Genomic DNA, 25,629 nt, shown 5'->3' with positions numbered 1-25,629 from the left:
TTCGCGCATCACACCCCTGCTCCGGGCAGGGGGCACCCCTCTGGGCCGAACTCTGACTGCGTCCGCGGCGGTTGCGTCCATACTGCGTCGATCACGAGCATGGGCGTGGCGCGGGGTGGCGAAGTCTGGCGTTTGCCGTTCCGCGTGGTTCTCTTCGCCTCCGCCGCGGGAGGATGGGGCACGGCCGTCGGTGGATAGGACGCCCGGGTCCGTCGCCAGGTTCCGGGTGGACCCAGCCACCCCTGGCCTTCACCGAAGTACGTACCCATCACGACCGTTGTGACGCTCCGTGGAGCACCCCCAGTCGACCGCAACAAGAGGTCCTCTGGGGCAGTTTCGAGCCAACTTCACTCTTCCGCAAGAGGTCGGGGAGAAGGTCTCCCACCCCACCCGGACACCAGGAATCCCCGCAGGACAATGCTGGACATCTCCTCACGAGTGCGTGTACATGTGGAGACACTGCTGCGGCGCAGAACAACATGGGGGTTTGCGATGCTTTTGAGCAGTAAACACCGGTCGGAAAGCCGGACGCCATGACCGCCCCACACCCCGCGAAAGTGGCCGGAATCGATTCGACGGTTCCCTCCCCCGCCCACACTGTCGCGCCCGTCGGCCCGGAACACGCGCCGGCCGCGCCGCCCGCCCCGGTGGAGACACCGGGCGCCCTGCTCCAGGACCGCCTCGCCGGCTGGATCTCGGACCTGACGACCCTCCACGACCTGACCGAGCGGCTGAACCGCACCTGCTCCCTCCCCGAGGCCCTCCAGGAAGTGCTGCGCGCCGGAGCCGCCCTGGTCGGCGCCCGGCGCGGCCTGGTCGTCCTGGAACCGGCCGACGGACACGGTCCGCGCACCACCGTCGGACTGGGCCTCGCCCGCGCCGACCTCGGCCTCCTCGAAACCGTGCCGCGCGCCGCCCTGCCCCACGGCCGGCTCCTGGAGGCGCCGCCGGGCCCGCCCGCCGAGGCCGGCCTCGCCGAGCCCGACCTGTTCGCCGCCAAGGGGCTCGACCCCCGCCACCGCGAGGTCGCCGCCCGCCTGGGCTACGCCGCGAGTTACGCGCTCGCGCTGACCGCCCTGGGCAGCGGACGGCTGGGCGCCGCCGTCTGGCTCTACGACGAACCCGCCGAACCGGCCGAACGGCAGCGGCATCTGGCCGGGCTGTACGTCCGGTGCGCCGCCGAGCACCTCGCCCGGCTCCTCGAACTGGAACGCACCCGCACGGCGATGGCGACGATGGCGGAGGAACTGCTCCCCTCCCGCCTGCCCCGGGTCCCCGGCGTCCAGCTCGCCGTCCGGCACCGCACCGGACCGCGCGGCGGCGGCGACTGGTACGACGCGCTGCCGCTGCCGGACGCCGCGCTCGGCCTGGCCGTCGGCTCCGTCACCGGGTCCGGGCCCAGCGCCGTCGCCGCGATGGGGCGGCTGCGCGCCTCGCTGCGGGCGTACGCGGTGATGGAGGGCGAGGACCCGGTCGCGGTCCTGTCCGATCTGGAGCTGCTGCTGCGGCTCACCGAGCCCGCCCGCTCGGCCACCGCCCTGTTCGGCTACTGCGAGCCGGCGCTGCGCCGGATCACCCTGGCCGGCGCCGGGCACAGTCCGCCGCTGCTCGTCGGCGAACGCCGCACCGAGTTCGTGGAGACCTCGGTCTCCGCGCCGCTCGGCATGCTCGCCTGCTGGGAGGCGCCCAGCGTGGAGCTCCAGGCCGAGCCGGGCGAGACGGTCCTGCTCTACACCGACGGCCTGCTGCACCGCACCGGCGACCCGGCCGACCGCGCCTTCGCCCGGCTGCACGCCGCGGCGGCGGGCGTCCCCCGCTCGGCGCGGCACGACCCGGACGCCGTCGCCGACCACGTGCTGCGCACGGTCCTGCCGGACGGCGCGGGCGGTGCGGACAGCGAGGAGGACGTCGTCCTGCTGGCGGTGCGCTTCGAGTAGCGGGCCGCACCCCCGCGCGTGGCGCCGCACCCCGCGCGTACCCGCCCGCCGCCCCCATGGCGCGGCCCGCACCCCTCACACGTGCCCGGCCCGCGCCGGTGCCGCGCCGCTCCCGCGCGGATGCCACTCCCGCGCGGATCGGCCGAAAACCTCCGTACCGGCGCCCTCGCCACGTCTCCGAGACGCCCTTTCCGTCCGGATATCGGACAGTGATGCACGGTGTAAGCGGTACTGCAGCCCTGTGCCCCCTTCCGCACGACCGTACGATGGGAGTGGTCCAGTGCCGCGACAAGGAGGAAGACCGTGACGGAGCAGCTCCCGGAGACCCCGGAAGGCACCGAGGAAGAGCCGATCAAGCAGCGCAAGAACGGCCTGTATCCGGGCGTGTCCGACGAGCTGGCCGAGAACATGCGGTCGGGCTGGGCCGACACCGAGCTGCACGACCTGGAGCCGATCGCCCAGGCCGCCGAGACCGCGGCCCGCCGCGCCGCGCTCTCCGCCCGCTTCCCCGGCGAGCGGCTGGTGATCCCCTCCGGCAACCTGAAGACCCGTTCGAACGACACGGAGTACTCCTTCCGTGCCTCGGTCGAGTACGCCTACCTCACCGGCAACCAGACCGAGGACGGCGTCCTGGTGCTGGAGCCCGAGGGCGAGGGCCACGCCGCCACCCTGTACCTGCTGCCGCGCTCCGACCGGGAGAACGGCGAGTTCTGGCTCGACGGCCAGGGCGAGCTGTGGGTCGGCCGCCGCCACTCCCTCACCGAGGCCGAGAAGCGGTACGGCATCCCCGCCTCCGACGTCCGCGAGCTGACCGGCCTGCTGCGCGAGGCCACCGGCCCGGTGCGCGTCGTGCGCGGCCACGACGCCGGGGTCGAGGAGGCGCTGACCGACAAGGTCACCGCCGAGCGCGACGAGGAACTGCGCGTCTTCCTCTCCGAAGCCCGCCTGGTCAAGGACAAGTTCGAGATCGGCGAGCTGCAGAAGGCCGTCGACTCCACCGTCCGCGGCTTCGAGGACGTCGTGAAGGTCCTCGACAAGGCCGAGGCGACCAGCGAGCGCTACATCGAGGGCACCTTCTTCCTGCGCGCGCGCGTGGAGGGCAACGACGTCGGCTACGGCTCGATCTGCGCCGCCGGCCCGCACGCCTGCACCCTGCACTGGGTCCGCAACGACGGCCCGGTCCGCTCCGGCGACCTGCTGCTGCTCGACGCGGGCGTGGAGACGCACACGTACTACACGGCCGACGTCACCCGCACGCTGCCGATCAACGGCACGTACACCGAGTTGCAGAAGAAGATCTACGACGCCGTGTACGACGCCCAGGAGGCCGGTATCGCGGCGGTGAAGCCGGGCGCCAAGTACCGCGACTTCCACGACGCCGCGCAGCGCGTGCTGGCCGCCAGGCTGGTCGAGTGGGGCCTCGTCGAGGGCCCGGTCGAGCGGGTGCTGGAGCTGGGCCTCCAGCGCCGCTGGACGCTGCACGGCACCGGCCACATGCTCGGCATGGACGTCCACGACTGCGCCGCCGCCCGCGTGGAGAGCTACGTCGACGGCACGCTGGAGTCCGGCATGGTGCTCACCGTCGAGCCCGGCCTGTACTTCCAGGCCGACGACCTGACCGTGCCCGAGGAGTACCGCGGCATCGGCGTCCGCATCGAGGACGACATCCTCGTCACCGACGACGGCAACCGGAACCTCAGCGCCGCGCTGCCCCGGCGCTCGGACGAGGTCGAGCGGTGGATGGCCTCCCTGAAGGGCTGACACCACGCAGGTGAACGGCCGGGTACGTCCCTCGTACCCGGCCGTCGGCGTGCCGTGGGGTCCTCGCGGTGGTCACACCGCCGCCAGCGGGACGTCCTCGCGCCACTTGAGGATCTTGTCGAAGCTGACCACCGCGCCGGTCCGGCCCGGCGCGCTGCCGACGTGGACGTGGTCGGCGAGTTCCCGGATGAGGCACAGGCCGCGCCCGTGCTCGGCGTCCGGCGAGGCCGCGCGGACCGGTCGGCCGGGGAAGCCGGGCCCCGAGTCGGCGACCTCGATCCGACACCGCTCGCCGTCGAGGTAGGCGGTGACGCGGTACGCCTGCGAGGGGCCGCCCGGCCCGTCCGGGCCGCCGTGCTCCACCGCGTTGGCGCACGCCTCGCTGAGGGCGACGGACAGGTCGAAGGAGATGTCGGGGTCGACGCCCGCGGTCTCCATCGTGCCGACCAGCAGACGGCGTGCCAGGGGGACGCTCGCGGCCTCGCGCCGCAAATGGAGTGACCACCAGATGCTCATGCTCCAGCCTCCCGGCCGCGGCTCGACATACGGTTACGTATTGCCCCTCACCCCGGGCCATAAGCGCGGTCCGTACGCCGAAGCGCCCATACGGCGGATGCGTGCCCATGGTGATCGGTGTATGCCGGGCACCCCCGGCCAGAGGGTGACCATACGGTCGTACCGCATCTTGTGGACCTGCCGTACGGGACCTGGGGGGCCAGTGGGATGATGGGCCCGCCATGACTGCCCCCCACCCGCCTACGGCGCGCTCCGGAGCCGACCTCCGGTTCCTGCGGGCCGCGGTGTTCGCCGCGGTCTGCGTCGTGCTGGCCGCGGCGGGGCACACCCTGGCCTCCTGCGCGGCCGTCCCGCTGTGGACGCTGGGCGCCGGGTTCCTCGGAGCGGTCCTGGTCGCCGCGCCCCTCGCCGGGCGCGAGCGCTCCCTCGCCCTGATCACCGCCCTGCTCACGGCCGGCCAGACCGCGCTGCACGCGCTGTTCGGGCTGGGCCAGCACGGTACGACGGCCGCGTCCTCCGCCGCGGCGGGCGGCGCGATGTCCGACGCCTCCCTCGTCCAGCAGGCGGCCCGCCTGGTGTGCGGGACCACCGCGGCGGCCATCAGCCCGGCCCAGGCGCACCGCATCCTCACCGACGCGCGGCTCGTCCCGGCCCCCGGCACGGGCACCGGGCACTCCGCGGCGGACGCCCTCGGGAGCCCGGCCGCCGCCCTGCTCCCCTCCCTGCCGATGCTGCTCGGACACGCCCTCGCGGCCCTCGCCGCCGGGTGGCTGCTGCGGCGCGGCGACCTGGCAATGACACGGCTGATCGCCCTGTCGGCGCACTCGGCCCACTCGGTGGCCGAAGGCGCCCTGGTCCGGGCGCTGCGGGTGGCACTGTCGCTGGTGCGCGCACTGCACGCCGGGCTGGCGGGCGTGCCCCGTACGGGGCCGCGTCCGGCGCGTCCGGCCCGGTGCGCGCCGCCGGTGCCGCACACCGTCGTGCTCCAGCACTCGGTGATCCGGCGGGGACCGCCGGGCGCCGTCGCCCTCGCCGCCTGACACGACGCGACCACCGCCCCGCTTCCGCCCGAGCGCGGAGCCGGAGGGGGCCGCCGTCGTGCGGCCCGCGCGCGCCCGCGCGCTCCCCCTCCATCCGTCCGGTACAGCACCGGGCCTCATCCGAAGCGGAGCACTCCGTCCATGAAGGTTTCCCGTATCGCCACCGTCGGCGCCGTCTCCGGCATCGCCGTCCTCGCCCTGTCCGTCCCCGCGTTCGCGCACGTCACCGTGCAGCCCGAGGGCACCGCGGCCAAGGGCGGCTACGCGGTCGTCGCCTTCAAGGTGCCGAACGAGCGTGACAACGCCTCCACCACCAAGCTGGAGATCACCTTCCCGGCCGACCAGCCGCTGGCGTCCGTGATGCCGCAGCCGGTCAGCGGCTGGAAGGCCGAGGTCACCAAGTCCAAGCTGGACAAGCCGCTGGAGGTGCACGGCAAGCAGATCGACGAGGCCGTCACCAAGGTGACCTGGACGGCGGACGGCAAGGGCATCGAGCCGGGCTTCTTCCAGAAGTTCCCGGTCTCCGTCGGCACCCTGCCCGCCGACGCCGACCAGATGGTCTTCAAGGCGATCCAGACGTACTCCAACAAGGAGGTCGTGCGCTGGATCGAGGTGCCGCAGGAGGGCCAGGACGAGCCCGACACCCCCGCGCCCGTCCTGACGCTGTCCGCCCCCGAGGGCGACGGCCACGGCCACGGCGCGTCGGATGCCAAGTCCGACGACAAGGGCGACGACAAGGCCGCCTCCGACCAGAAGAACACCGCCGCAGAGGCATCCGCCTCCGGTGACGGCAGTGACACCACCGCCCGCGTCCTCGGCATCGTCGGCATCGTCGTCGGCGCCGCCGGCATCGGTTACGGCGTGCTGGCCGGACGCCGGCGCGACTCCGGGGCGTCGGCGTAACCACGCCCGCCGGTGCGCCGCCGCCGCGGCGGTGACGCACCCACCAGTCCGGTGGGTGCCGGGGTCCCTCTCCGGGGACCCCGGTGCCCGCCGGGGTACTTCACATCTGGGACATTTCCTTATGCGCAAGAAGACGTTCGCCGCGGCTGCCCTGCTCGCCGCCGCCTCCCTGACCCTGTCCGCCTGCGGCAGCGGCGCCGACAACGACCCGCCGGTCACGATGGTCTCCGAGGACACCGCCCGGCAGGCGGCCACCGTCCTCGACAAGCCCTTCGAGAAGCCCGACCTGGTCCTCACCGGCACCGACGGCAAGCAGTACGACTTCCGCGAGCAGACCGCGGGCAAGCCGACGCTGATCTACTTCGGCTACACCCACTGCCCGGACGTCTGCCCGCTCACCATGAACAACCTCGCCGTGGCCAAGCAGCAGCTCTCCCAGGCCGACCAGGACGCGCTGCGCGTGGTGTTCGTCACCACCGACCCGGAGCGGGACACCCCCGAGGAACTGGGCAAGTGGCTCAAGGGCATCGACCCCACGGTCGTGGGGCTGAGCGGCGACTTCGACACCATCCAGGCCGGTGCCCGCACCCTCGGCATCACCATCGAGCCGGCCACCAAGGACGAGGACGGCGAGATCGTCTCGTCGCACGGCACCCAGGTCGTCGCCTTCTCCCCGAAGACCGACGCGGGCTACGTCCTCTACGGCGAGGACGCCACCGTCGACGACTACACCAAGGACCTCCCCCGGATCGTCAAGGGGGAGAACCCGTGAGACGCCCCGCCGCTGCCGCCGCGGTACTCGCGGGCGCCCTGCTCCTGGCCGGATGCGGCGGCGGCTCCGGCGCCGCGCCCGACCTCTCCGTCGGCTCCGCCTACATACCGCAGCCGGTCTCCGACTCCATGGCCGCCGGGTTCCTCACCATCACCAACAAGGGTGAGGGCGAGGACGAACTGACCTCCGTCACCAGCGAGGCCGGCGAGGTCAGCGTGCACCGGACCGTCGACGGGCGGATGAAGGCGGCCGACCGCCTCCCCATCCCGGCCCGGGGCGAGTTGGTCCTCGAAAGCGGCGCCAACCACCTGATGTTCGAGAAGCTGACGCGCCGCCTCCAGGAAGGCGAGACGGTCACCGTCGAACTGCGCTTCGCCCACTCCGACCCCGTCACGGTCACCATGCCGGTGAAGTCCGCCACCTACCGCCCCGCGGACGGACACTCCGGACACTGAGGGAGGGACCACCTTGACGCAGACCATCGCCCCACGGCTGAGGACCCTGGTACCGCTGCTGCTGGCCGCGCTCTTCGCGCTGCTCGCCGGCGCCGCCCCGGCCTCCGCCCACGCCGCTCTGACCGGCAGCGATCCCCAGCAGGGGGCGGTGGTCGACGAGGCTCCGGCCCAGGTGTCGCTCACCTTCTCCGAGACGGTCTCCACGGACGCCGACTCCCTGCGCGTCCTCGACCCCCAGGGCGCCCGCGTCGACGACGGCAAGCCCTTCGGCACCGGCGGCACCACCTACGCCGTCAAGCTGAAGCCGGACCTGGCCGACGGCACCTACACGGTGGCCTACCAGATCGTGTCCGCCGACAGCCACCCGGTGGCCGGCGCCTACACCTTCTCCATCGGCGCCCCCTCCGAGACCACGGTGTCCACCTCCGTCCCGGCGGCCGGCGGCGGGTTCGTCGGCACCCTGTACGGCATCGGGCGGTACGTGTCGTACGCCGGGTTCACCGTGCTCGTCGGCGGGGCCGCCTTCGTGCTGGCCTGCTGGCCGCGCGGCGCCGGGGTGCGGGTCCTGCAACGGCTCGTCGTCTCCGGCTGGCTGGCGCTGACCGGCTCCACGCTCGTACTGCTCCTGCTGCGCGGCGCATACACCACCTCCGGGAAGGCCGGGGACATCGTCGACCTGGCCCTCCTCGGGCAGGTGCTCCAGACCAAGACCGGGGCGGCGCTGGTCTCCCGGCTGCTGCTGCTCGCGGCGGGGGCGCTCTTCGTCGCCGTGCTCTTCGGCGCCTACGACAAGCGCGAGGGCACCGAGAAGCGGGACCTCACCTTCGGGCTCGCGGCCGGCGGCACCGTCGTGGCGGCCGGGATCGCCGCGAGCTGGGCGATGTCCGAGCACGCCTCCGTCGGCCTCCAGGCCGGGATCGCCATGCCGGTGGACATCGTCCACCTGCTGGCCGTCGCCGCCTGGCTCGGCGGGCTCGTCGCCCTGCTCGCCGCCCTCTACCGGGCGCCCGCGGACACGCCCGTGCCCACCTCGGCGGTACGCCGCTTCTCGCACGTCGCCTTCGGCAGCGTGGTCGCCCTCGTGGCCACCGGCGTCTACCAGTCCTGGCGCCAGCTCGGCTCCTGGTCGGCGCTGACCGGCACCGCGTACGGGCAACTGCTGCTCGCCAAGGTCCTGCTCGTGGCCGTGGTGGTCGGCATCGCCTTCTTCTCCCGCCGGTGGACGGCGCGGCTCGCCGAGACCGCGGCCGTCGTGCCCCGGCCCCGGGAGAAGGAGAAGGGGAAGGGGAAGAAGCGGACCGGCGCCCCGGCCGCCCAGGGCAGCGGCGCGCAGGCCCAGGGGACCGGCACGAAGAAGGGCTCCGGCGGCGCGGCGGGCGCGGGCGGCGGCAAGGGCAAGGGCGGTACGGGCGGCTCCCAGCGCGCCGCCCAGCTCGCCCGGCAACGGGCGGCGATGGACACCGCGCGGCAGAAGCGGCTGCGCGACGCCGACCCGCACCGCCTGGGGCTGCGCCGCTCGGTCCTCGCCGAGGCGGGCGTCGCGGTCGTCCTGCTCGCGGTCACCACCGCCCTGACCCAGACCGAGCCGGGGCGCACGGCCCAGGGCGAGAACCCCGGGGCGTCGTCCTCGGCCTCCTCGCCCGTCGTCCCCTCCGGTGCCCTCACCCTGGACATGTCCTTCGACACCGGCGGTGCCGACGGCAAGGGCGTCATGCGCGTCGACGTCGACCCGGCGCGGGTCGGCGGCAACACCCTGCACCTCTTCGCCGAGCGCCCCGACGGAAAGCCCTTCGACCTTCCCGAGGTCAAGGTCGCCCTGACCCTGAAGTCCCAGGACATCGGGCCGCTGCCCGTGGCCCCGGACCGCATCACCACCGGACACTGGTCGGCGGGCGGCGTACAGATCCCGATGGCCGGCGACTGGGAGGTCGCCGTCACCATCCGGACCTCCGACGTCGACCAGGTGACCGTCTCCAAGAACGCGCAGATCGGCTGAACCGCACCATGACCGACCAGTCCCTTCCGGAGACCCGGGCCCCCGAGGCGGACGCCGGGGCCGCCTCGGACACGTCCGGCGGCGCCGCCCGTGAGGGCATCTCGCGGCGCCGGCTGCTCGGTACCGCCGGCGCCACCGGGCTCGTACTCGGCGCCGCGGGCGGTGCCGCCGGGTACGCCGCCGCTCCTGCCCCGGCCACTCCCCTGACCTCGCTGGGCGGGAGCGAGGCGATGTTTCACGGGAAACATCAGCCCGGCATCACCTCGCCGATGCAGGCGGTCGGCCATCTCGTCGCCTTCGACCTGGCGGCGGGCGCCGGGCGCCGGGAGGCCGCCGCGCTGCTGCGCCGCTGGTCGGAGACGGCTCGCCGGCTGATGGCGGGGGAACCGGCCGGGTCCGGGGACACCGGGGTGGCCGGGGACGCCGGCCCGTCCTCGCTGACGGTCACCTTCGGGTTCGGGTACAGCTTCTTCGGCCGGACCGGTCTGGAGGCGCGGCGGCCGGCCGCGCTCGCCCCGCTGCCCGACTTCTCCGCCGACCGCCTCGACGCGTCCCGCAGCGACGGGGACCTGTGGGTCCAGATCGGCGCCGACGACGCGCTGGTGGCCTTCCACGCGCTGCGCGCCATCCAGCGGGACGCGGGGAAGGCGGCCCGCGTCCGCTGGCAGATGAACGGCTTCAACCGCTCGCCGGGCGCCACCGCCCACCCCATGACCACCCGCAACCTCATGGGCCAGATCGACGGCACCCGCAATCCGAAGCCCGCCGACACCGACTTCGCCACGAAGGTCTTCGTCCCCCAGGACGGGTCCCCCGCGTGGATGGCCCACGGCTCCTATGCCGTCGTCCGCCGCATCCGCATGCTCCTCGACGACTGGGAGAAGCTCTCCGTCACCGCCCAGGAGCACGTCATCGGGCGCCGCAAGTCCGACGGGGCGCCGCTCTCCGGGGGCGGCGAGACGACCCCGATGGACCTGGAGAAGACGGACGGGTCCGGGAAGCCGGTCGTGCCGATCAACGCCCACGCCCGCATCACCCGCCCCGACCAGAACGGCGGCGCCGCCCTGCTCCGGCGCCCCTTCTCCTACCACGACGGCATGGACGCCGACGGGACCCCGGACGCCGGGCTCCTCTTCGTCTGCTGGCAGGCCGATCCGCTGCGGGGCTTCGTGCCGGTGCAGCGCAAGCTGGACCGGGGGGACGCGCTGTCCCGGTACATCCGGCACGAGTCCAGCGGCCTGTTCGCCGTGCCGGGCGGCGCCGCGGAGGGCGAGTACGTGGGGCAGCGGCTGCTGGAGGGGTGAGGGCACCCCGCCCCGGAAGAGGGCAGGGTGATCGCCCCCAAGGGTGAGCGCTCCCGCGCGCGTGCGCCGGGTCCGCCCAGGCCCATTAGGGTGAGTTCATGCCAGCCAGCTACGCGTATCTCGGCCCCGAAGGCACCTTCACCGAAGTCGCCCTGCGCACACTTCCGGAGGCGGCCACCAGGGAACTGGTCCCCTACGTCTCCGTCCAGTCCGCGCTCGACGCGGTCCGCTCCGGGGAGGCCGAGGCGGCGTTCGTGCCGATCGAGAACTCCGTGGAGGGCGGCATCACCACCACCCTCGACGAGCTGGTGTCCGGCCGGCCGCTGATGATCTACCGCGAGGTGCTGCTCTCCATCACCTTCGCGCTGCTGGTCCGCCCCGGCACCCGTCTGTCGGACATCAAGACGGTGACCGCCCACCCGGCCGCCCAGCCCCAGGTGCGCAACTGGCTCAAGGCCCACCTGCCCGACGCCGCCTGGGAGTCGGCCGCCTCCAACGCGGACGGCGCCCGCCTGGTCCAGGAGGGCCGGTACGACGCCGCCTTCGCCGGGGAGTTCGCCGCGGGCCCCTACGGCCTGGAGGTGCTGGAGTCCGACATCCACGACGCGGAGAACGCCCAGACCCGGTTCGTGCTGGTGGGACGCCCCGCCCGGCCCGCCGCGCCGACCGGCGCCGACAAGACCTCCGTCGTGATCTGGCAGCGCGACGACCACCCCGGCGGCCTGCGCGACCTGCTGGGCGAGTTCGCCACCCGGGGCATCAACCTGATGCTGCTCCAGTCCCGGCCGACCGGCGCCGGCATCGGCCACTACTGCTTCTGCGTCGACGCCGAGGGGCACATCTCCGACCGCCGGGTCGCCGAGGCGCTCATGGGGCTGAAGCGGATCTGCCTCAAGGTGCGATACCTGGGGTCCTACCCGCGCGCGGAGACCACCCCGAAGGACGTGGGCGCGCTGCGGCCGGGGACCTCGGACGAGGAGTTCGTGGCGGCTGCGGACTGGGTGGCGCGCTGCCAGGACGGCCGGTTCTGACGGCCTCGGCGACTCGTCGTACCGGCCGATTTTCGTTATCCACAGAAGTTATCCACAGGTCAGCATCTCGACCTGAGGACAAGTCGACATGGAAGCGCCATTCCATCGACAAATCGCCCCTGGGGACCCACTTCGTCCACAGGGGCACAGGTCACCCTTCGTTCACCTGTCTCTTGCCCCACCTCCCCCAGGGCGACCCGATTCCACTCGAAAGTGCGTATGCGCGGCGTTTGGATCAAGAATTCCGCGCCCCGGACGCCCCTGGATGCCCGATAACGGAAAGATCGCTCGCGGAGTCCACAGATCTTTCGCACAGCCTGTGGATAACTTTTCCGAACTGTGGATCGCTGTGGACGAAGGGCCGCCAAGTCCCTCTCCGCACAAGGGAGTCGAGTCAAGGCGCCGCCGTTCTCCTGCTTCCTTCCGGGGATTGGGCCGCCTTTTATTGACATCGGGAAGCATCCACCACAATTCCCCCATAACGGAACGCACGGACCGTCGCGGCAATAGTGAGTCGTGGACCGTCAGCGCACACCGGTAGCCTTGACCCCGTGATTGACCTTCGCCTGCTCCGTGAGGACCCCGACCGTGTGCGCGCGTCCCAGCGCGCCCGTGGAGAGGACGTCGCGCTCGTCGACGCCCTCCTCTCCGCCGACGAGCGGCGCAGGTCGTCCGGCGTGCGCTTCGACGAGCTGCGTGCCGAGCAGAAGGGCCTCGGCAAGCTCATCGGCAAGGCCACCGGCGACGAGAAGAGCGAGCTGCTGCGCCGGGCCGAGCAGCTCAAGACCGACGTCAAGGCGGCCGACGCCGCCCGCGACGCCGCCGACACGGAGACCCAGGAGCTGCTGCTGCGGCTCGGCAACCTCGTCCACCCCGACGTCCCGGTCGGCGGCGAGGAGGACTTCGTCACCCTGGAGACGCACGGCACCGCCCGCGACTTCGCCGCCGAGGGCTTCGAGCCCCGCGACCACCTGGAACTGGGCCAGATCCTCGGCGCCATCGACGTCGAGCGCGGCGCCAAGGTCTCCGGCTCCCGCTTCTACTTCCTGACCGGCGTCGGCGCGCTCCTGGAGCTGGCCCTCGTCAACGCGGCGATGGCCCAGGCCACGGCCGCCGGTTTCACCCCGATGCTGACCCCGGCGCTGGTCCGCCCGCAGTCGATGGCCGGCACCGGCTTCCTCGGCCAGGCCGCGCAGGACGTCTACCACCTGGAGCGCGACGACCTGTACCTGGTCGGCACCTCCGAGGTCCCGCTCGCCTCGTACCACATGGACGAGATCCTGGAGGCCGAGCGCCTGCCGCTGCGCTACGCCGGCTTCTCGCCCTGCTTCCGCCGCGAGGCGGGCTCGCACGGCAAGGACACCCGGGGCATCTTCCGGGTGCACCAGTTCAGCAAGGTCGAGATGTTCTCCTACGTCCTCCCCGAGGACTCGCAGGCCGAGCACCAGCGCCTGCTGGAGTGGGAGAAGCAGTGGCTGACCTCGCTGGAGCTGCCGTTCCGGGTCATCGACGTCGCCACCGGCGACCTGGGCGCCTCGGCCTCGCGCAAGTACGACTGCGAGGCGTGGGTCCCGACGCAGGGCCGGTACCGCGAGCTGACCTCGACCTCGGACTGCACCGAGTTCCAGTCCCGCCGGCTGTCCATCCGGGTCCGTGAGGGCAAGAAGGTGCGCCCGCTGGCCACGCTCAACGGCACGCTGTGCGCCGTCCCGCGCACCATCGTCGCCCTCCTGGAGAACCACCAGCAGGCCGACGGCTCGGTGCACGTGCCCGAGGCGCTGCGCCCGTACCTCGGCGGCCGGAAGGTCCTGGAACCGGTGGCCAGGTGACCGGCCTCGCACCCGCCCCCGGCACGGACGCCGGGGGCGCCGCCCGATTCCCGTACCGCCTGGTCGCCACCGACCTCGACGGCACGCTGCTCCGTTCCGACCACTCGATCTCCGGGCGCACCCGCGAGGCGCTGGCCACGGCCACCGCCGCGGGTGCCGCGCACATCGTGGTGACCGGCCGCGCGGTGCCGTGGACCCGCTACATCCTGGACGACCTGGGCTACCAGGGCCTCGCCGTGTGCGGGCAGGGCGCGCAGGTCTACCACGCCGGGGAGCACCGCCTGCTGACCTCGGTCACGCTGGACCGGCAGCTCGCCGGGGTGGCGCTGGCCAAGATCGAGGCGGAGACCGGCCCGCTCTTCCTGGCGGCCAGCCGCGACGGACTGGACGGCGAGGTCCTGGTCGGGCCCGGGTACGAGGTGGGCGGCGGTCTGCCCGCCGTGCCCTTCACCGACGCCGCGGACCTGTGGTCGGCCCCGCTGAACAAGATCTACATCCAGCACCCGACCCTGTCGGACGACGAGCTGGCCGAGACGGCCCGGCAGGCCGCGGGCGGTTTCGTCTCGGTCACCATGGCCGGTGCCGGCGTCGTCGAACTGCTGCCGCTCGGCCTCTCCAAGGCCACGGGCCTGTCGCTGGCCGCCCGGCGCCTCGGTCTGAAGGCGTCGGACACGATCGCCTTCGGCGACATGCCGAACGACGTGCCGATGTTCGGCTGGGCCGCGCACGGCGTGGCCATGGCCAACGCCCACGACGAACTGCGGGCGGTGGCCGACGAGGTGACCTCCTCGAACGACGAGGACGGCATCGCGGCCGTCCTGGAGCGACTGGCTCCCTGAGCGCGCGGCCGACGGCACCGGCGTCCCCCGGGGGCCGGCCCACGCGGTCGTCCCGCGTGCTCGAAGCGGCCGTCCCCGACGCCGACGCCGTCGGCCTCGTGCACCCACCACAGTGCCCGTGCGGCACGCCGGACGCCACCGATTAACCGCGGGCACGCCCCGCGGCACCGGTGGCGTCCGGCCCGTGGGGCCGGGCCGGGCTCACTCCTCCCCGGCGAGCGTGAGCGACCGCAGCTTCTGCCCCGCGTACCAGGTGGCGAGCACGGTGACCGCGACCAGCAGCACCGTCGCCGTCGGCAGCCCGACGTCGGACGTCACCAGGTTCCCGTCGGCGACCTTCTCCGCCACCGCCAGCGACCACTGCTGGACGCTCAGGGTGCGCGCCCCGGGCACCAGGGAGCCGAACAGGGCCTCCCAGACCAGGGCGTAGACCAGGCCGAAGACGACGGCGTGCCGGGAGACCGTGCCCAGCAGCAGGAAGAGCGCGGCGTAGGCGATGGAGGCGACCAGCGCGGCGATGGTGTAGGCGACGGCGACCTGCTGTCCGTTGCCGTTGAGGATCAGGCCGGCCAGCAGGGTGGGCACGGCGGAGAAGACCATCGTGACGGCGATGGCGACGATCAGCTTGGTGAAGATGATCGTCGGGCGCTTGATCGGCTTGGAGAGCAGGTACACCACCGAGCCGTCGTCGATCTCCGGGCCGATGGCGCCCGTGCCGGCGATGACGCCGATGATCGGCACCATGGTGGCGAGCGCGAACCCGCCCAGCACGTCCGCCGTCGTCTGGTCGTCGGCCCCGGCGAGCACGCGCACCGCGACGGCGATGACGAGCAGCAGCAGGGGCAGCGCGCCGAGGATGAGGGCCCGGCGGCGGCCGAGCAGGGCCCGGTAGGTGAGCCGGGCGACTGTGGGGTCGTACATACTTCGGCCTCCTACGCCGCGACGAGGTACGAGAAGACGGACTCGAGGGACTCGTCCGAGGGCGAGACCGTGAGCAGCCGGATGCCGTGGTCGCGGGCGACGCGTGGCAGCAGGGCCGTGAACCGGCCGAAGTCGACGGCCTGGATGCGCAGCGCGCCCTCGGCGACGTCGACCTCGATGCCGGAGGTCGACGGGTCGGCGATCAGCGCCGCCGCGAGGGCCCGGTCGTCGCTGGAGCGGACCAGGTAGCGGTGCGGCCGGTCCGTCATCAGGCGGCGGATGCGGCGGAAGTCGCCGCTGGCCGCGTGCCGGCCGGCGACGATGACCTCGATGTGCCAGGCGAGCTGCTCGACCTCTTCGAGGATGTGCGAGGAGAAGAGGACCGTGCGGCCCTCGTCGCCCATCCGCCGCAGCAGGTCCATGAGCTGCATGCGCTGGCGCGGGTCCATGCCGTTGAACGGCTCGTCGAGCAGGAGCAGCGAGGGCTGGTGGACCAGGGCGGAGGCCATCTTCACGCGCTGGCGCATGCCCTTGGAGTACGTGGCGATCTTCCGGTCCTGGGCGTACTCCATCTCGACCGTGGCGAGCGCCTCCTGGGCGGCCTTGGCGCCCAGTCCGTGCAGCTCGGCGTTGGCGAGGACGAACTCGCGGCCGGTGAGGAAGTCGTACATCGCCTCCCGCTCTGGGACGATGCCGATGTGCCGGTAGATGTCCTCGTTGCGCCACACCGGGCGGCCGTCGAGGGTGACGGTGCCGGTGGAGGGGGCGAGGAAGCCGGCCATCATGTTGATGAGGGTGGACTTGCCCGCGCCGTTGGGGCCGAGGAGCCCGGTGACGCCGGGGCCGATCGTCATGGTGACGTCGTTGACGGCGACCACGTTGCCGAACCAGCGGGAGACGTGGTCGATGGTGAGGGTGCTCATGGGCGCGGCCCGTTCCTGAGAAGGGGGGATGGCGGGGAGAGGACGGGCGGGGTCACAGTCCCGCCTTCTGGTAGCGGCGGTTCAGCAGCCCGTAGGCGCCGGCGATCAGGCCCAGCGTGACGAGGAGGTAGACCACGCCCTCCGCGGTGCTCGGTCCGACGCCGCCGGGGAAGGCGGAGGAGGCGCCGAGGAACGCGGACTGCACACCGTCGATCAGCGTGACCGGCGAGAAGAGGCCGATCCAGGCGATGGCCGAGGTGCTGTCCTGGACGTAGGCGATGGCCTGGAGAGTGGAGACCGCTCCGTAGCTGATGGTCAGGACGGCGATGACGGCCGCGATGCCGAAGCCGCGGCGCGGGGTGACGGCGGCGATGACCAGGCCGAGTCCGGCGAAGAGCAGCGAGAGCAGTGCCACGGAGACGACCCCCTGGGCGAATCCCTTGGTCTGGTCGGCGAAGTCCAGCTCGGCGAGGAGCGCCCCGACGTAGAGCACCAGCAGGGGGGCCGCGGTGAGGAGGAACAGCGCCGAGGCGAGCGCCGCGAACTTGGCGCGCACGTAGTCGGAGGTCTCGATGGGCCGCGAGAAGTAGAGCGGCACCGTCTTGAAGCGCAGGTCGCGCGAGACCGACTGGGGTGCCTGCGAGGCGACGTAGAGGCTGATCACGGCCTGCATGACGATCGCGTAGCGGGTGTAGCCCAGCGGCAGTTCGCCGGCCTTGGTGGCGACCGTGACGGCGACCATGATGCCCGCGGGCAGGCACATCACGACGAACAGCAGCATCGGCAGCACCTTCGACTTCGCCGAGCGGCCGAGGCCGTAGGCGCCGCGCAGGGACTGCGAGTACAGCGAGCGGCGGGCGTAGGCGCGGCCGAGGCGGGGGCCGTCGTAGGAGCGGTAGCCGATGTCGTGGATGCGGGTCTGGTCCCCGGGCGGCGTCGCGTCCTGGGTCCGGGTGGGCTGCTCAACGGCCATGTCCGACGGCCTCCTTGCGTGTCGCGTCGCCGTCCTTGAAGACCTCCGCGATGTGGTGGCGGCGCTGCTCCATGCGCACCAGGCCGAGGCCGAGCTCCGCGATGACGTCGCGGACCAGGTCACACGTCTCCTCGCCCGCCGCGGTGAGCAGCAGGACGCGGCCCGCGCCCGGCAGTCCGCTGCCGTCCTCGACGGTGACCCCGCGCGCGTCGAGCGCCTCGCGGACCGCGCGGGTGCCGTCCGGGTGCTCGTCGGTGTCGGTGACCTCGATGGCGAGGGTGGTCGTGGTCTGGGTGAAGTCCGTGGTGGAGCTGGAGCGCAGCAGGGTGCCGCCGTCGACGACGACCACGTGGTCGCAGGTGCGCTCCAGTTCGCCGAGGAGGTGGGAGGTGACCAGGACCGAGATGCCGAAGTCGGTGTGGATGCGGCGGATCAGACCGAGCATCTCGTCGCGGCCGACCGGGTCGAGGCCGTTGGTCGGCTCGTCCAGGAAGACCAGTCGGGGGTCGTGGACGAGGGCCTGCGCCAGCTTCACGCGCTGCTTCATGCCGGTCGAGTAGCCGCCGATGGGCCGGTAGCGCTCCTCGTAGAGGCCGACGTGGCGCAGCGTGTCGGCGGTGCGCTCGCGGGCGGCGGCCGACGGCAGTCCCGACATGCGCGCCATGTGGACGACGAACTCGGTGGCCGAGACGTCGGGAGGCAGGCAGTCGTGCTCCGGCATGTACCCGACCCGCTCGCGGATGGCGGCGCCCTCGGTGGCGACGTCGAGTCCGAGGACCTCGGCGCGGCCCTCGGTGGCGGGGGACAGACCCAGCAGGATCTTGATCAGGGTCGACTTGCCGGCGCCGTTGGCTCCGACGAGTCCGGTCACACCGGGTCCGATGTCCATGGAGAGCCGGTCGAGCGCGGTCACCCGGGGGAACCGCTTGCTCAGGCTTTCGGTCGCGATCACAGTCACGTTGACGACAGTAGTGACGCCCGCCACTGCGGTCGTCAGACCGGAGAGCCGTCTTGGCGTCCCCCTGAGGTCGTAGGAGCCCGTAGGGGACGCCCTTCCGGAGGGGTACGGACATCGGGGTGGGCGGGCGCGCGCCGCCTATTGACGATGGGTCTAACAACTGGGAGATTCGGCGACGTGATGTGGCGCGGGTCCACGCGTCCAACGACCGGCGTCGTGTGGCACGGGCCCGCGGGTCCACGGGCCTGGCGTCATGTGGCGCGGGCCCGCGTGTCCGCGGGCGGGGCGGCCGTCGGTGCCCTCCGGGGGCGGGCGCGGGGGAGTACGGGGCACCGGCACCGGACGGAGGAGCGATGACGGTACTCGAGGGAGCGCGGGAGCGCCGGGTACGGACGGGCGGTGTCGACCTGTGCGTCGCCGAACTGGGCTCGCCCGAGCACCCCACGGTGATGCTCGTGCACGGCTATCCGGACAGCAAGGAGGTCTGGTCCGAGGTCGCCGTCCGCCTCGCCGACCGGTTCCACGTGGTGCTCTACGACGTCCGGGGCCACGGCCGCTCCAGCGCGCCGCACCCGCTGCGCGGCGGGTTCACGCTGGAGAAGCTGACGGACGACTTCCTCGCCGTGGCCGACGCCGTCAGCCCCGGCCGGCCCGTGCACCTCGTCGGCCACGACTGGGGGTCGGTGCAGTCCTGGGAGTTCGTCACCGTGCGGCGCACCGAGGGCCGGGTCGCCTCCTTCACCTCGGTCTCGGGGCCGAGCCTCGACCACTTCGGGCACTGGATCGGCCGGCGGCTCAGGCGCCCCACCCCGCGCCGGGCCGGCCAGCTCCTCGGCCAGGGCGCCAAGTCCTGGTACGTCTACCTGCTGCACACGCCGGTCCTGCCCGAACTGACCTGGCGCGGTCCGCTCGGCAGACGCTGGCCTGCTCTCCTGCGGCGCGTCGAGAAGGTGCCCGGCGACGGCTATCCGACCGGCTCCCTGCCGAGGGACGCGGCCCACGGAACGTGGCTGTACCGGGACAACGTCCGCGAGCGGCTGCGCCGGCCCCGCGAGGACGCCCACGCGCACGCGCCGGTGCAGCTCATCACCCCGCTCGACGACGCCTTCCTCTCCGAGCGGCTCTCCGACGGGCTGGAGGAGTGGGTCCCCCGGCTGACCCGGCGCACGCTGCCCGCCAGGCACTGGGTGCCGCGCACCCGGCCCGACCGGCTGGCGGAGTGGGTCGCGGAGTTCGTCACCGGCGTGGAGGGCGGCCACAGCGGCGTCGAGAGCGGCCGTCCCGAGGTGACGGCGGAGGGGAGGCACGCCGACCGCTTCGGCGGGCAGCTCGTGCTCGTCACGGGTGCGGGCAGCGGCATCGGGAGGGCGACGGCCCTGGCCTTCGCCGCGTGCGGGGCGCGGGTGGTCGCGGTCGACCGGGACGGCGACTCGGCGGCCCGCACGGCGGAACTGGCCCGGTCGGCCGGTGCGCGGGCGGCCTGGGCGGAGACCGTCAACGTCTCCGACGAGCAGGCCATGGAGAAGCTCGACGCGAAGGTCGCCGCCCGGCACGGGGTGGTCGACGTCCTGGTGAACAACGCGGGGATCGGCCTGTCGGGCTCCTTCCTCACCACCACGCCGGAGGACTGGCGCACGGTCCTCGACGTGAACCTGTGGGGCGTCATCCACGGCTGCCGTCTGTTCGGCCGGCGGATGGCGGAGCGCGGCCAGGGCGGCCACATCGTCAACATCGCCTCGGCCGCCGCCTTCCTGCCCTCCCGGGCCCTGCCCGCCTACAGCACCTCGAAGGCGGCCGTGCTGATGCTGAGCGAGTGCCTCCGCGCCGAACTGGCCGGCCGCGGGATCGGCGTCTCCGCGATCTGCCCCGGCATCGTCGACACCGCCATCACCTCGACGGCACGCTTCACCGGGGTCGACGCCGAGGAGGAACGGCGCCGGCGGCAGCGCGCCGCCCGGCTCTACGGCAAGCGCGGCTACCCGCCGCGGAAGGTGGCCGACGCGATCCTGGACGCGGTGGTGCGCGACCGGGCGGTGGTGCCGGTGACTCCGGAGGCCCGGGGGGCCCACCTCGTCTCCCGCTTCCTGCCGGGGGCGCTGCGGTCGCTCGCGCGGCGGAATCCTCCGCTGTAGTTTCCACAGAAAGGCCCAACAAGCCTGTGGACAACCGAACTTGCTGTGGATCAAACCTCTCCGCGTAAAGAAATCGCGTGAGGTGTGTCTCTTCAGGCAGGCTGGGGTCATGCGTTCCGAGGGTGGGGGGTCCGAGTCGGCGCGTTCCCGGGACGTGGGTTCCGGGCCCGTGGCCGGCCCGTGGTGCTCTCGGTCGACGCCGCCGCCATGCACCGCGACGGTCACGTCTTCCGCGTCGGCGCGAACGGAGTCTGGCTCACCCGGACCGTCCCGGCGCGGTAGGTGAGCCGGGACGGAAAGCGCTGAGCCTGGGGGCGGGGGCCGCACCGGCAGGGCCCGGTCGGAGTGACCTGGGCCTGCCTGCTCCAGCCGTACGTTTCACGTGAAACAGGACAGTCGGGATGGCGGCCCCTCCATATGCGGCACCGGACGACCGCGTTCGCAGGCGCCGTCTCCCGACAGGCAGCGCGTATCGTCTGCGGCATGCGTCTGAGTACGGTGATCCTCCCCATCCACCGGTGGGGCGAAGGGCAGAAGACCTGGCGGCGGGCCGAGGAACTGGGGTTCCACACCGCCTACACCTACGACCATCTGTCGTGGCGGACCTTCCGCGACGGCCCCTGGTTCGGCGCGCTCCCCACCCTCACGGCCGCGGCGACCGTGACAGACCGCCTGCGCCTGGGCACGCTGGTGACCTCGCCGAACTTCCGGCACCCGGTGACGCTGGCCAAGGAGCTGATCTCCCTGGACGACGTCTCGGACGGCCGGGTCACGCTCGGCATAGGGGCCGGCGGCACCGGCTTCGACGCCACGGCGCTCGGCCAGGAGCCGTGGACGCCCCGTGAACGGGCCGACAGGTTCGCCGAGTTCGTCCCCCTGCTCGACCGGCTGCTGACACAGGACGCGGTCTCGTACGAGGGCGATTTCTACTCGGCGCACGAGGCACGGAACATCCCCGGCTGTGTGCAGCGGCCCCGGCTGCCGTTCGCGGTGGCCGCCACCGGGCCGCGTGGGCTGAAGCTGGCCGCGCGGTACGGGCAGGCGTGGGTGACGACCGGTGACCCGAAGCTGTTCGAGGAGGGCACCCCGGAGCAGTCGCGGGCGGCGCTGGCCGGGCAGGTCGACCGGCTGGGCGCGGCGTGCGCGGAGATCGGACGGGACGTCGGCGAGCTGGACAAGATCCTGCTCCACGGCTTCACCCCGGACCGCAACACCCCGCTGGAGTCCGTCGACGCGTTCGTGGACTTCGCCGGGCGCCACCGGGAGCTGGGCTTCACCGAGATCGTCGTCCACTGGCCGATCCCCGGGTCGGACTTCGCGGCGGACGAGAAGGTCTTCGAGCGCATCGCCCTGGAGGCCCCGGCGCATCTGCGGTGATTACCGGGCAAGCCGACCACGGACGGGGCGGGCGGGACGGCGCCGAGAGCCGTAGCTCACAGATGTGCGGAGTCCCGCACGATCGTGCGGGCATATGCGCGACAATGGCCGGGTGACCTCAGCGACCCGAGAGCCCGAGACCCAGGCCGCGCCCCTCCGCCCGCGGCTCATCGCCACCGACCTCGACGGCACCCTGCTGCGCGACGACAAGTCGGTCTCCTCGCGCACCGTCTCCGCGCTGGCCGCCGCCGAGGCGGCCGGCATCGAGGTCTTCTTCGTCACCGGCCGTCCCGCCCGCTGGATGGACGTCGTCAGCGACCACGTCCACGGTCACGGCCTCGCCATCTGCGGCAACGGCGCCGCCGTGGTCGACCTGCACGGCGGCCCCGGCGCCCACCGTTTCGTCAAGGTCCGCGAACTGGCCCGGGAGAACGCGCTGGACGCCGTCCGGCTGCTGCGGGACGCCGCGCCCGGCACGGTGTACGCCGTCGAGCAGACCTACGGCTTCCACCAGGAGCCGGCCTACCCGAGGATGCACCTGGAGATCCCGGACGACCTCGCGCCGGCCGAGGAGATCCTCGCCCCCGACAGCCGGGCCGCCGGCGAACCGGTCCTCAAGATCCTCGCCTTCCACCCGGTCCTCGACCCGGACGCCTTCCTCACACTGGCCCGCCTCGCCATCGGCGACCGGGCCAACGTCACCCGCTCCAGCCCCAGCGCCCTGCTGGAGATCAGTGGCCCGGACGTCTCCAAGGCCAGCACACTCGCCCTGTGCTGTGCCGAGCGCGGCATCTCCCACGAGGAGGTCGTCGCCTTCGGTGACATGCCGAACGACGTCGAGATGCTCACCTGGGCGGGCCGCTCCTACGCGATGGGCAACGCCCACCCGGCCGCGTTCGCCGCCGCCTCGGGACGGACGGTCGCCAACAACGAGGACGGCGTCGCCATCGTCATCGAACGCATGCTGGCCGACATGCCGTAACGGTCCTTCCGCTCCCTCACACCGACACCCCGCGCCGGGACAGCCAGGGCACCGGGTCCACCGCCGAGCCCGGCTCCGGGGTGACCCGCACCTCGAAGTGCAGGTGCGGGCCGGTGGAGTTGCCGGTGCTGCCGGACTGCCCGATCCGCTGCCCGGCGCCGGCCCGGTCCCCCTGGTCGACGGCGACGGACGCGAGGTGCGCGTACTGCGTGTAGTAGCCGTCCGCGTGCCGGAGCACGACCTGGATGCCGAAGGGGCCCCCGCACGAGACCGCGACCACGCTCCCCGCGCCGACCGCCCGCACCGGCGTGCCCACCGGCACCGCGAAGTCCTGCCCGGTGTGCCGGTGCGCCCACCGCGCGCCGCCGCTGCCGAAGGACGCCGACAGCTCGTACGACTCCACCGGCAGCACCCAGGTCCGCCCCGAGCGCCGCTCCGGAGCACCGGTGCGCGCCGCGCCGGGGCCCGAACCGGCGGTGACCGAGGCGTCCGCCCGGCCCTCCAGCCGCGACCGCGCCGTGCGCAGGTCCGCCTCGATCTCCTTCTTCAGCTCCGCCAGCCGCGCGTTCCGCTTCTCCAGGGCCTTCCAGGCGGCCGTCGCCTCGGCCTGGTCGGCGCCGAGCCGTTCCTCGGCCCGCCGGCTCTCCGTCACGGCCTTGTCCACGGCCAGGTCCGTCCGGTGCGCGATCCGCTGACCGCGCATCAGGGCGTCGGGGTCGTCGGCGAGCACCATCCCCGCCGCGAGGGGCAGTCCCCCGCCGCCGCGGTACTGCGCGCGGGCGAGCCGGCCCAGATCCTCGTGGAGTGCGGCGCTCCGGACGCGCTGCCGGTCGAGCCGTTCCTCGTAGCGCCGGGCCTTCGCCCGCTGTTCCTCGGCCGCCCGCCGGCCGTCCTCGTACTGCCGGGCGGCGTCGGCCGCCGCCTCGTACAGCCGGGCCACCTCCTCCGCCGGGCCGCCGGGGTCCGGGGACGACGAGGGCCGGGCCGCGAGCACGGCGAGCGCGCAGAGCACCACCGGAACGGCCGTCGAGCGCGGGCGAGGTGAGGGCATGTCAGCGATCCTGTCGCGGACGGCGGTCCACGGCCCTGTTCAGCTCGTACGGCCGGGCGATCACTGCCGCACACGGAGCACGGCCGTTGCCACGTACGGGTGAGCGCGGGGGGCACCGGTTTGAGGGCGGGCCGGGGAGCGCCGGGCCGGTACGGCACCACCGCCCAGGTCCGTGCGGCACCGCCACCGGGACCCGTACACCTCCGTCACGAGTCGGTACGGCGCCTGCCCGCGCGTTCAGTGCGGGGCCTCCCACAGCACCGTCGTCCCGCCTCCGCCGGGTGCGAGCCCCGGACCGAGCCGGCTCGACCCGCCGAGCGACTCCGCCCGGCGCTCCAGATTGCGCAGACCGCTGCGCCGCCCGCCCTCGGGCACGCCGACACCGTCGTCGGCCACGGTCAGCCGGACCCCCGGCCGCCCGTCCGACAGGGCCACCCCCGCCTCCACGACGACGTCGATCCGGGTGGCCCCCGCGTGCCGGAACGCGTTGGACAGGGCCTCCCGCAGGGCGGCGACGAGGTTCTTGCCGGTGAGGTCGCCGACCGCCTCGTCGAGGGGGCCCGAGAAGCGGTGCGCGGGGGTGAAACCGAGCGGCACGGAGGCCATGGTGATCTCCCGCAGCACCCTCGTGGACAGCATGGCCGGCGACTCCGCGGGCTGCTGCAAGGCGAAGATCGCCGAGCGGATCTCCTGGATGGTGACGTCCAGTTCGTCGACGGCCCGGCCCACTCCGTCCCTGACCTCCGGCACGACCGACCGGCGCTGGGCGCTCTCCAGCATCATGCCCGTGGCGAACAGCCGCTGGATGACGAGGTCGTGCAGGTCCCGGGCGATGCGGTCGCGGTCCTCGTAGACGGCGAGCCGTTCCCGGTCGCGCTGCGCGTCGGCCGTCATCAGCGCCAGCGCGGCCTGCGCGGCGAACTGGTCGCCGAGGGCGCGCTCCGCCCGGGTGAAGGGCCGTTCCCCGCGGTCGCGGAGCATCACCAGCCCGCCCAGGACCCGCCCGTCGCTGCACAGGGGGAGCAGCATGATCGGCCCGTAGGCGCGCACCGGGCCCTCGTGCAGCCGCGGGTCGGTGGCCGCGTCGTCCACGAACACCGGGCGGCCCGCGAGAAGTTCCGCGACCATGCCGTTGTCCGGCGGGATGACCCGGCCGAGGACGTCCGTGGGGTGGGCGGCGGCCACGGCCGCGATCTCCATACCGCCGGCCTCCGCCGGCAGCAGCACGATGCCGAGGGCCGATCCGGAGAGCGCGCGGGCCTGTTCGGCGACGACCTGGAGGGCGTCGTCGGTGTCGCCGCCGGAGAGCAGCGCGGTGATGACGGCGACCGAGCCGTCGATCCAGCGCTCGCGCTGTCGCGCGGACTCGTGGAGCCGGGCGTTGCCGAGGGCGATGCCGGCCTCCGCGGCCAGCACCCGGACCATGGCGAGGTCGTAGTCGGTGAACGGTTCGCCGTCCCGTTTGTCGGTGAGGTGGAGGTTGCCGAAGACCTCGCCCTGCACGCGGATGGGGACGCCGAGGAAGCCGCTCATCGGCGGATGGTGCGCGGGGAAGCCGCAGGAGCGCGGGTCGCCGGCGAGGTCCGTGAGCCGGACCGGCTCCGGATCGCGGATGAGGGCCCCGAGCAGGCCCTTGCGGCCGTCGGGCAGATGCCCGATCCGGCGGGCCGTGGCCTCGTCGATGCCATGGTGGACGAAGTCGGCGAGGCCGTCGCCGTCCTCGGCGACCACGCCGATGGCCGCGTAGCGGGCGTCCGTCAGACCGGCCGCGGTCTCACAGATCCGGTGCAGGGTGGCCCGCAGGTCGAGGCCGGCGCCGACGGACCGCATGGCGTCCAGCAGTTTCGGCACCCGCGCTGGCAACTCGACCGGAATCACCGGGCGGGGCGGTGGCGGACCAGGAGGCGGAGGTACGGGCATGCGCCGAGC

Annotated in this window: 21 protein-coding genes; 14 read left to right on the top strand and 7 right to left on the bottom strand. The window is 73.3% G+C overall.

Annotated elements, in window-relative coordinates:
- Positions 1-533 precede the first annotated feature (533 nt).
- On the top strand, positions 534-1,937 hold the full coding sequence (locus J5Y05_RS15010; RefSeq protein ID WP_210872497.1) for a PP2C family protein-serine/threonine phosphatase: 1,404 nt from the start codon (positions 534-536) through the stop codon (positions 1,935-1,937).
- A gap of 303 nt (positions 1,938-2,240) precedes the next feature.
- On the top strand, positions 2,241-3,698 hold the full coding sequence (locus J5Y05_RS15005; RefSeq protein ID WP_210872495.1) for an aminopeptidase P family protein: 1,458 nt from the start codon (positions 2,241-2,243) through the stop codon (positions 3,696-3,698).
- A gap of 72 nt (positions 3,699-3,770) precedes the next feature.
- Here J5Y05_RS15005 and J5Y05_RS15000 read toward each other — a convergent pair whose 3' ends face one another.
- Positions 3,771-4,214 (bottom strand): ATP-binding protein, encoded by a 444-nt coding sequence (locus J5Y05_RS15000; protein ID WP_210872493.1) that lies wholly within the window; start codon positions 4,212-4,214, stop codon positions 3,771-3,773.
- A gap of 221 nt (positions 4,215-4,435) precedes the next feature.
- Between J5Y05_RS15000 and J5Y05_RS14995 the strand changes: the two genes are divergently transcribed.
- From J5Y05_RS14995 to J5Y05_RS14955, 9 genes are all read left to right on the top strand, one after another.
- A complete protein-coding gene (locus J5Y05_RS14995; protein WP_210872491.1) occupies positions 4,436-5,254 on the top strand; it encodes a hypothetical protein in 819 nt (272 codons plus the stop codon).
- Positions 5,255-5,395: 141 nt separating this feature from the next.
- On the top strand, positions 5,396-6,157 hold the full coding sequence (locus J5Y05_RS14990) for a YcnI family copper-binding membrane protein (protein ID WP_210872481.1): 762 nt from the start codon (positions 5,396-5,398) through the stop codon (positions 6,155-6,157).
- A gap of 121 nt (positions 6,158-6,278) precedes the next feature.
- A complete protein-coding gene (locus J5Y05_RS14985) occupies positions 6,279-6,929 on the top strand; it encodes an SCO family protein (protein WP_210872479.1) in 651 nt (216 codons plus the stop codon).
- The gene (locus J5Y05_RS14980; RefSeq protein WP_210872477.1) at positions 6,926-7,384 is read left to right on the top strand and encodes a copper chaperone PCu(A)C; all 459 of its coding nucleotides are present in this window, start codon (positions 6,926-6,928) and stop codon (positions 7,382-7,384) included. The genes J5Y05_RS14985 and J5Y05_RS14980 overlap by 4 nt, the downstream gene beginning before the upstream one ends.
- A gap of 13 nt (positions 7,385-7,397) precedes the next feature.
- Positions 7,398-9,380, top strand: a complete 1,983-nt coding sequence (locus tag J5Y05_RS14975) for a copper resistance CopC/CopD family protein (protein WP_210872475.1) — start codon at positions 7,398-7,400, stop codon at positions 9,378-9,380.
- Positions 9,381-9,388: 8 nt separating this feature from the next.
- Positions 9,389-10,684 (top strand): iron uptake transporter deferrochelatase/peroxidase subunit, encoded by a 1,296-nt coding sequence (gene efeB / locus J5Y05_RS14970; RefSeq protein ID WP_210872472.1) that lies wholly within the window; start codon positions 9,389-9,391, stop codon positions 10,682-10,684.
- A gap of 98 nt (positions 10,685-10,782) precedes the next feature.
- Entirely contained in the window at positions 10,783-11,715 is a 933-nt protein-coding gene (gene pheA, locus J5Y05_RS14965; RefSeq protein ID WP_210872470.1) for a prephenate dehydratase, read from the top strand.
- A 551-nt stretch (positions 11,716-12,266) separates the two neighbouring features.
- Positions 12,267-13,544, top strand: a complete 1,278-nt coding sequence (gene serS / locus J5Y05_RS14960) for a serine--tRNA ligase (protein WP_210872468.1) — start codon at positions 12,267-12,269, stop codon at positions 13,542-13,544.
- Positions 13,541-14,383, top strand: a complete 843-nt coding sequence (locus J5Y05_RS14955) for an HAD family hydrolase (RefSeq protein ID WP_210872466.1) — start codon at positions 13,541-13,543, stop codon at positions 14,381-14,383. Before serS ends, J5Y05_RS14955 begins: the two co-directional genes overlap by 4 nt.
- Before the next feature lie 201 nt (positions 14,384-14,584).
- On the opposite strand, the gene J5Y05_RS14950 is transcribed toward J5Y05_RS14955, so the two are convergent.
- From J5Y05_RS14950 to J5Y05_RS14935, 4 genes are read right to left on the bottom strand one after another with little or no spacing between them, the layout of a single operon-like run.
- Positions 14,585-15,304, bottom strand: a complete 720-nt coding sequence (locus J5Y05_RS14950) for an ABC transporter permease subunit (RefSeq protein WP_210872464.1) — start codon at positions 15,302-15,304, stop codon at positions 14,585-14,587.
- Positions 15,305-15,315: 11 nt separating this feature from the next.
- A complete protein-coding gene (locus tag J5Y05_RS14945; RefSeq protein WP_210872462.1) occupies positions 15,316-16,227 on the bottom strand; it encodes an ABC transporter ATP-binding protein in 912 nt (303 codons plus the stop codon).
- Between the two features lie 52 nt (positions 16,228-16,279).
- Entirely contained in the window at positions 16,280-17,200 is a 921-nt protein-coding gene (locus J5Y05_RS14940; RefSeq protein ID WP_210872460.1) for an ABC transporter permease, read from the bottom strand.
- Entirely contained in the window at positions 17,190-18,152 is a 963-nt protein-coding gene (locus J5Y05_RS14935; protein WP_307853929.1) for an ABC transporter ATP-binding protein, read from the bottom strand. Before J5Y05_RS14935 ends, J5Y05_RS14940 begins: the two co-directional genes overlap by 11 nt.
- A 359-nt stretch (positions 18,153-18,511) precedes the next feature.
- On the opposite strand from J5Y05_RS14935, the gene J5Y05_RS14930 reads away from it, so the two are divergent.
- From J5Y05_RS14930 to J5Y05_RS14920, 3 genes are all read left to right on the top strand, one after another.
- Positions 18,512-20,290 (top strand): SDR family oxidoreductase, encoded by a 1,779-nt coding sequence (locus J5Y05_RS14930; protein ID WP_210872457.1) that lies wholly within the window; start codon positions 18,512-18,514, stop codon positions 20,288-20,290.
- Positions 20,291-20,773: 483 nt separating this feature from the next.
- Positions 20,774-21,667, top strand: coding sequence for an LLM class flavin-dependent oxidoreductase (locus tag J5Y05_RS14925; RefSeq protein ID WP_210872455.1), 894 nt, complete (start codon positions 20,774-20,776; stop codon positions 21,665-21,667).
- A gap of 94 nt (positions 21,668-21,761) precedes the next feature.
- Positions 21,762-22,649, top strand: coding sequence for an HAD-IIB family hydrolase (locus J5Y05_RS14920; RefSeq protein ID WP_210872453.1), 888 nt, complete (start codon positions 21,762-21,764; stop codon positions 22,647-22,649).
- A 16-nt stretch (positions 22,650-22,665) separates the two neighbouring features.
- Here the strand turns inward: J5Y05_RS14920 and J5Y05_RS14915 are convergent, their stop codons facing one another.
- Entirely contained in the window at positions 22,666-23,700 is a 1,035-nt protein-coding gene (locus tag J5Y05_RS14915; protein ID WP_210872451.1) for a M23 family metallopeptidase, read from the bottom strand.
- A 237-nt stretch (positions 23,701-23,937) separates the two neighbouring features.
- Positions 23,938-25,620, bottom strand: coding sequence for a sensor histidine kinase (locus J5Y05_RS14910; RefSeq protein ID WP_210872449.1), 1,683 nt, complete (start codon positions 25,618-25,620; stop codon positions 23,938-23,940).
- Positions 25,621-25,629 lie beyond the last annotated feature (9 nt).

Source organism: Streptomyces tagetis (assembly GCF_018069565.1).
GTDB lineage: Bacteria > Actinomycetota > Actinomycetes > Streptomycetales > Streptomycetaceae > Streptomyces > Streptomyces tagetis.
The sequence above is the reverse complement of the archived record's forward strand: the minus strand, read 5'-3'. Positions and strand labels throughout refer to the sequence as shown.

Coding starts and splice junctions, on each gene's coding strand:
- J5Y05_RS15010 (WP_210872497.1), top strand. CDS start 534: ATGACCGCCCCACACCCCGCGAAAGTGGCCGGAATCGATTCGACGGTT.
- J5Y05_RS15000 (WP_210872493.1), bottom strand. CDS start 4,214: ATGAGCATCTGGTGGTCACTCCATTTGCGGCGCGAGGCCGCGAGCGTC.
- J5Y05_RS14995 (WP_210872491.1), top strand. CDS start 4,436: ATGACTGCCCCCCACCCGCCTACGGCGCGCTCCGGAGCCGACCTCCGG.
- J5Y05_RS14990 (WP_210872481.1), top strand. CDS start 5,396: ATGAAGGTTTCCCGTATCGCCACCGTCGGCGCCGTCTCCGGCATCGCC.
- J5Y05_RS14985 (WP_210872479.1), top strand. CDS start 6,279: ATGCGCAAGAAGACGTTCGCCGCGGCTGCCCTGCTCGCCGCCGCCTCC.
- efeB (WP_210872472.1), top strand. CDS start 9,389: ATGACCGACCAGTCCCTTCCGGAGACCCGGGCCCCCGAGGCGGACGCC.
- pheA (WP_210872470.1), top strand. CDS start 10,783: ATGCCAGCCAGCTACGCGTATCTCGGCCCCGAAGGCACCTTCACCGAA.
- J5Y05_RS14950 (WP_210872464.1), bottom strand. CDS start 15,304: ATGTACGACCCCACAGTCGCCCGGCTCACCTACCGGGCCCTGCTCGGC.
- J5Y05_RS14945 (WP_210872462.1), bottom strand. CDS start 16,227: ATGAGCACCCTCACCATCGACCACGTCTCCCGCTGGTTCGGCAACGTG.
- J5Y05_RS14940 (WP_210872460.1), bottom strand. CDS start 17,200: ATGGCCGTTGAGCAGCCCACCCGGACCCAGGACGCGACGCCGCCCGGG.
- J5Y05_RS14930 (WP_210872457.1), top strand. CDS start 18,512: ATGACGGTACTCGAGGGAGCGCGGGAGCGCCGGGTACGGACGGGCGGT.
- J5Y05_RS14925 (WP_210872455.1), top strand. CDS start 20,774: ATGCGTCTGAGTACGGTGATCCTCCCCATCCACCGGTGGGGCGAAGGG.
- J5Y05_RS14920 (WP_210872453.1), top strand. CDS start 21,762: ATGCGCGACAATGGCCGGGTGACCTCAGCGACCCGAGAGCCCGAGACC.
- J5Y05_RS14915 (WP_210872451.1), bottom strand. CDS start 23,700: ATGCCCTCACCTCGCCCGCGCTCGACGGCCGTTCCGGTGGTGCTCTGC.
- J5Y05_RS14910 (WP_210872449.1), bottom strand. CDS start 25,620: ATGCCCGTACCTCCGCCTCCTGGTCCGCCACCGCCCCGCCCGGTGATT.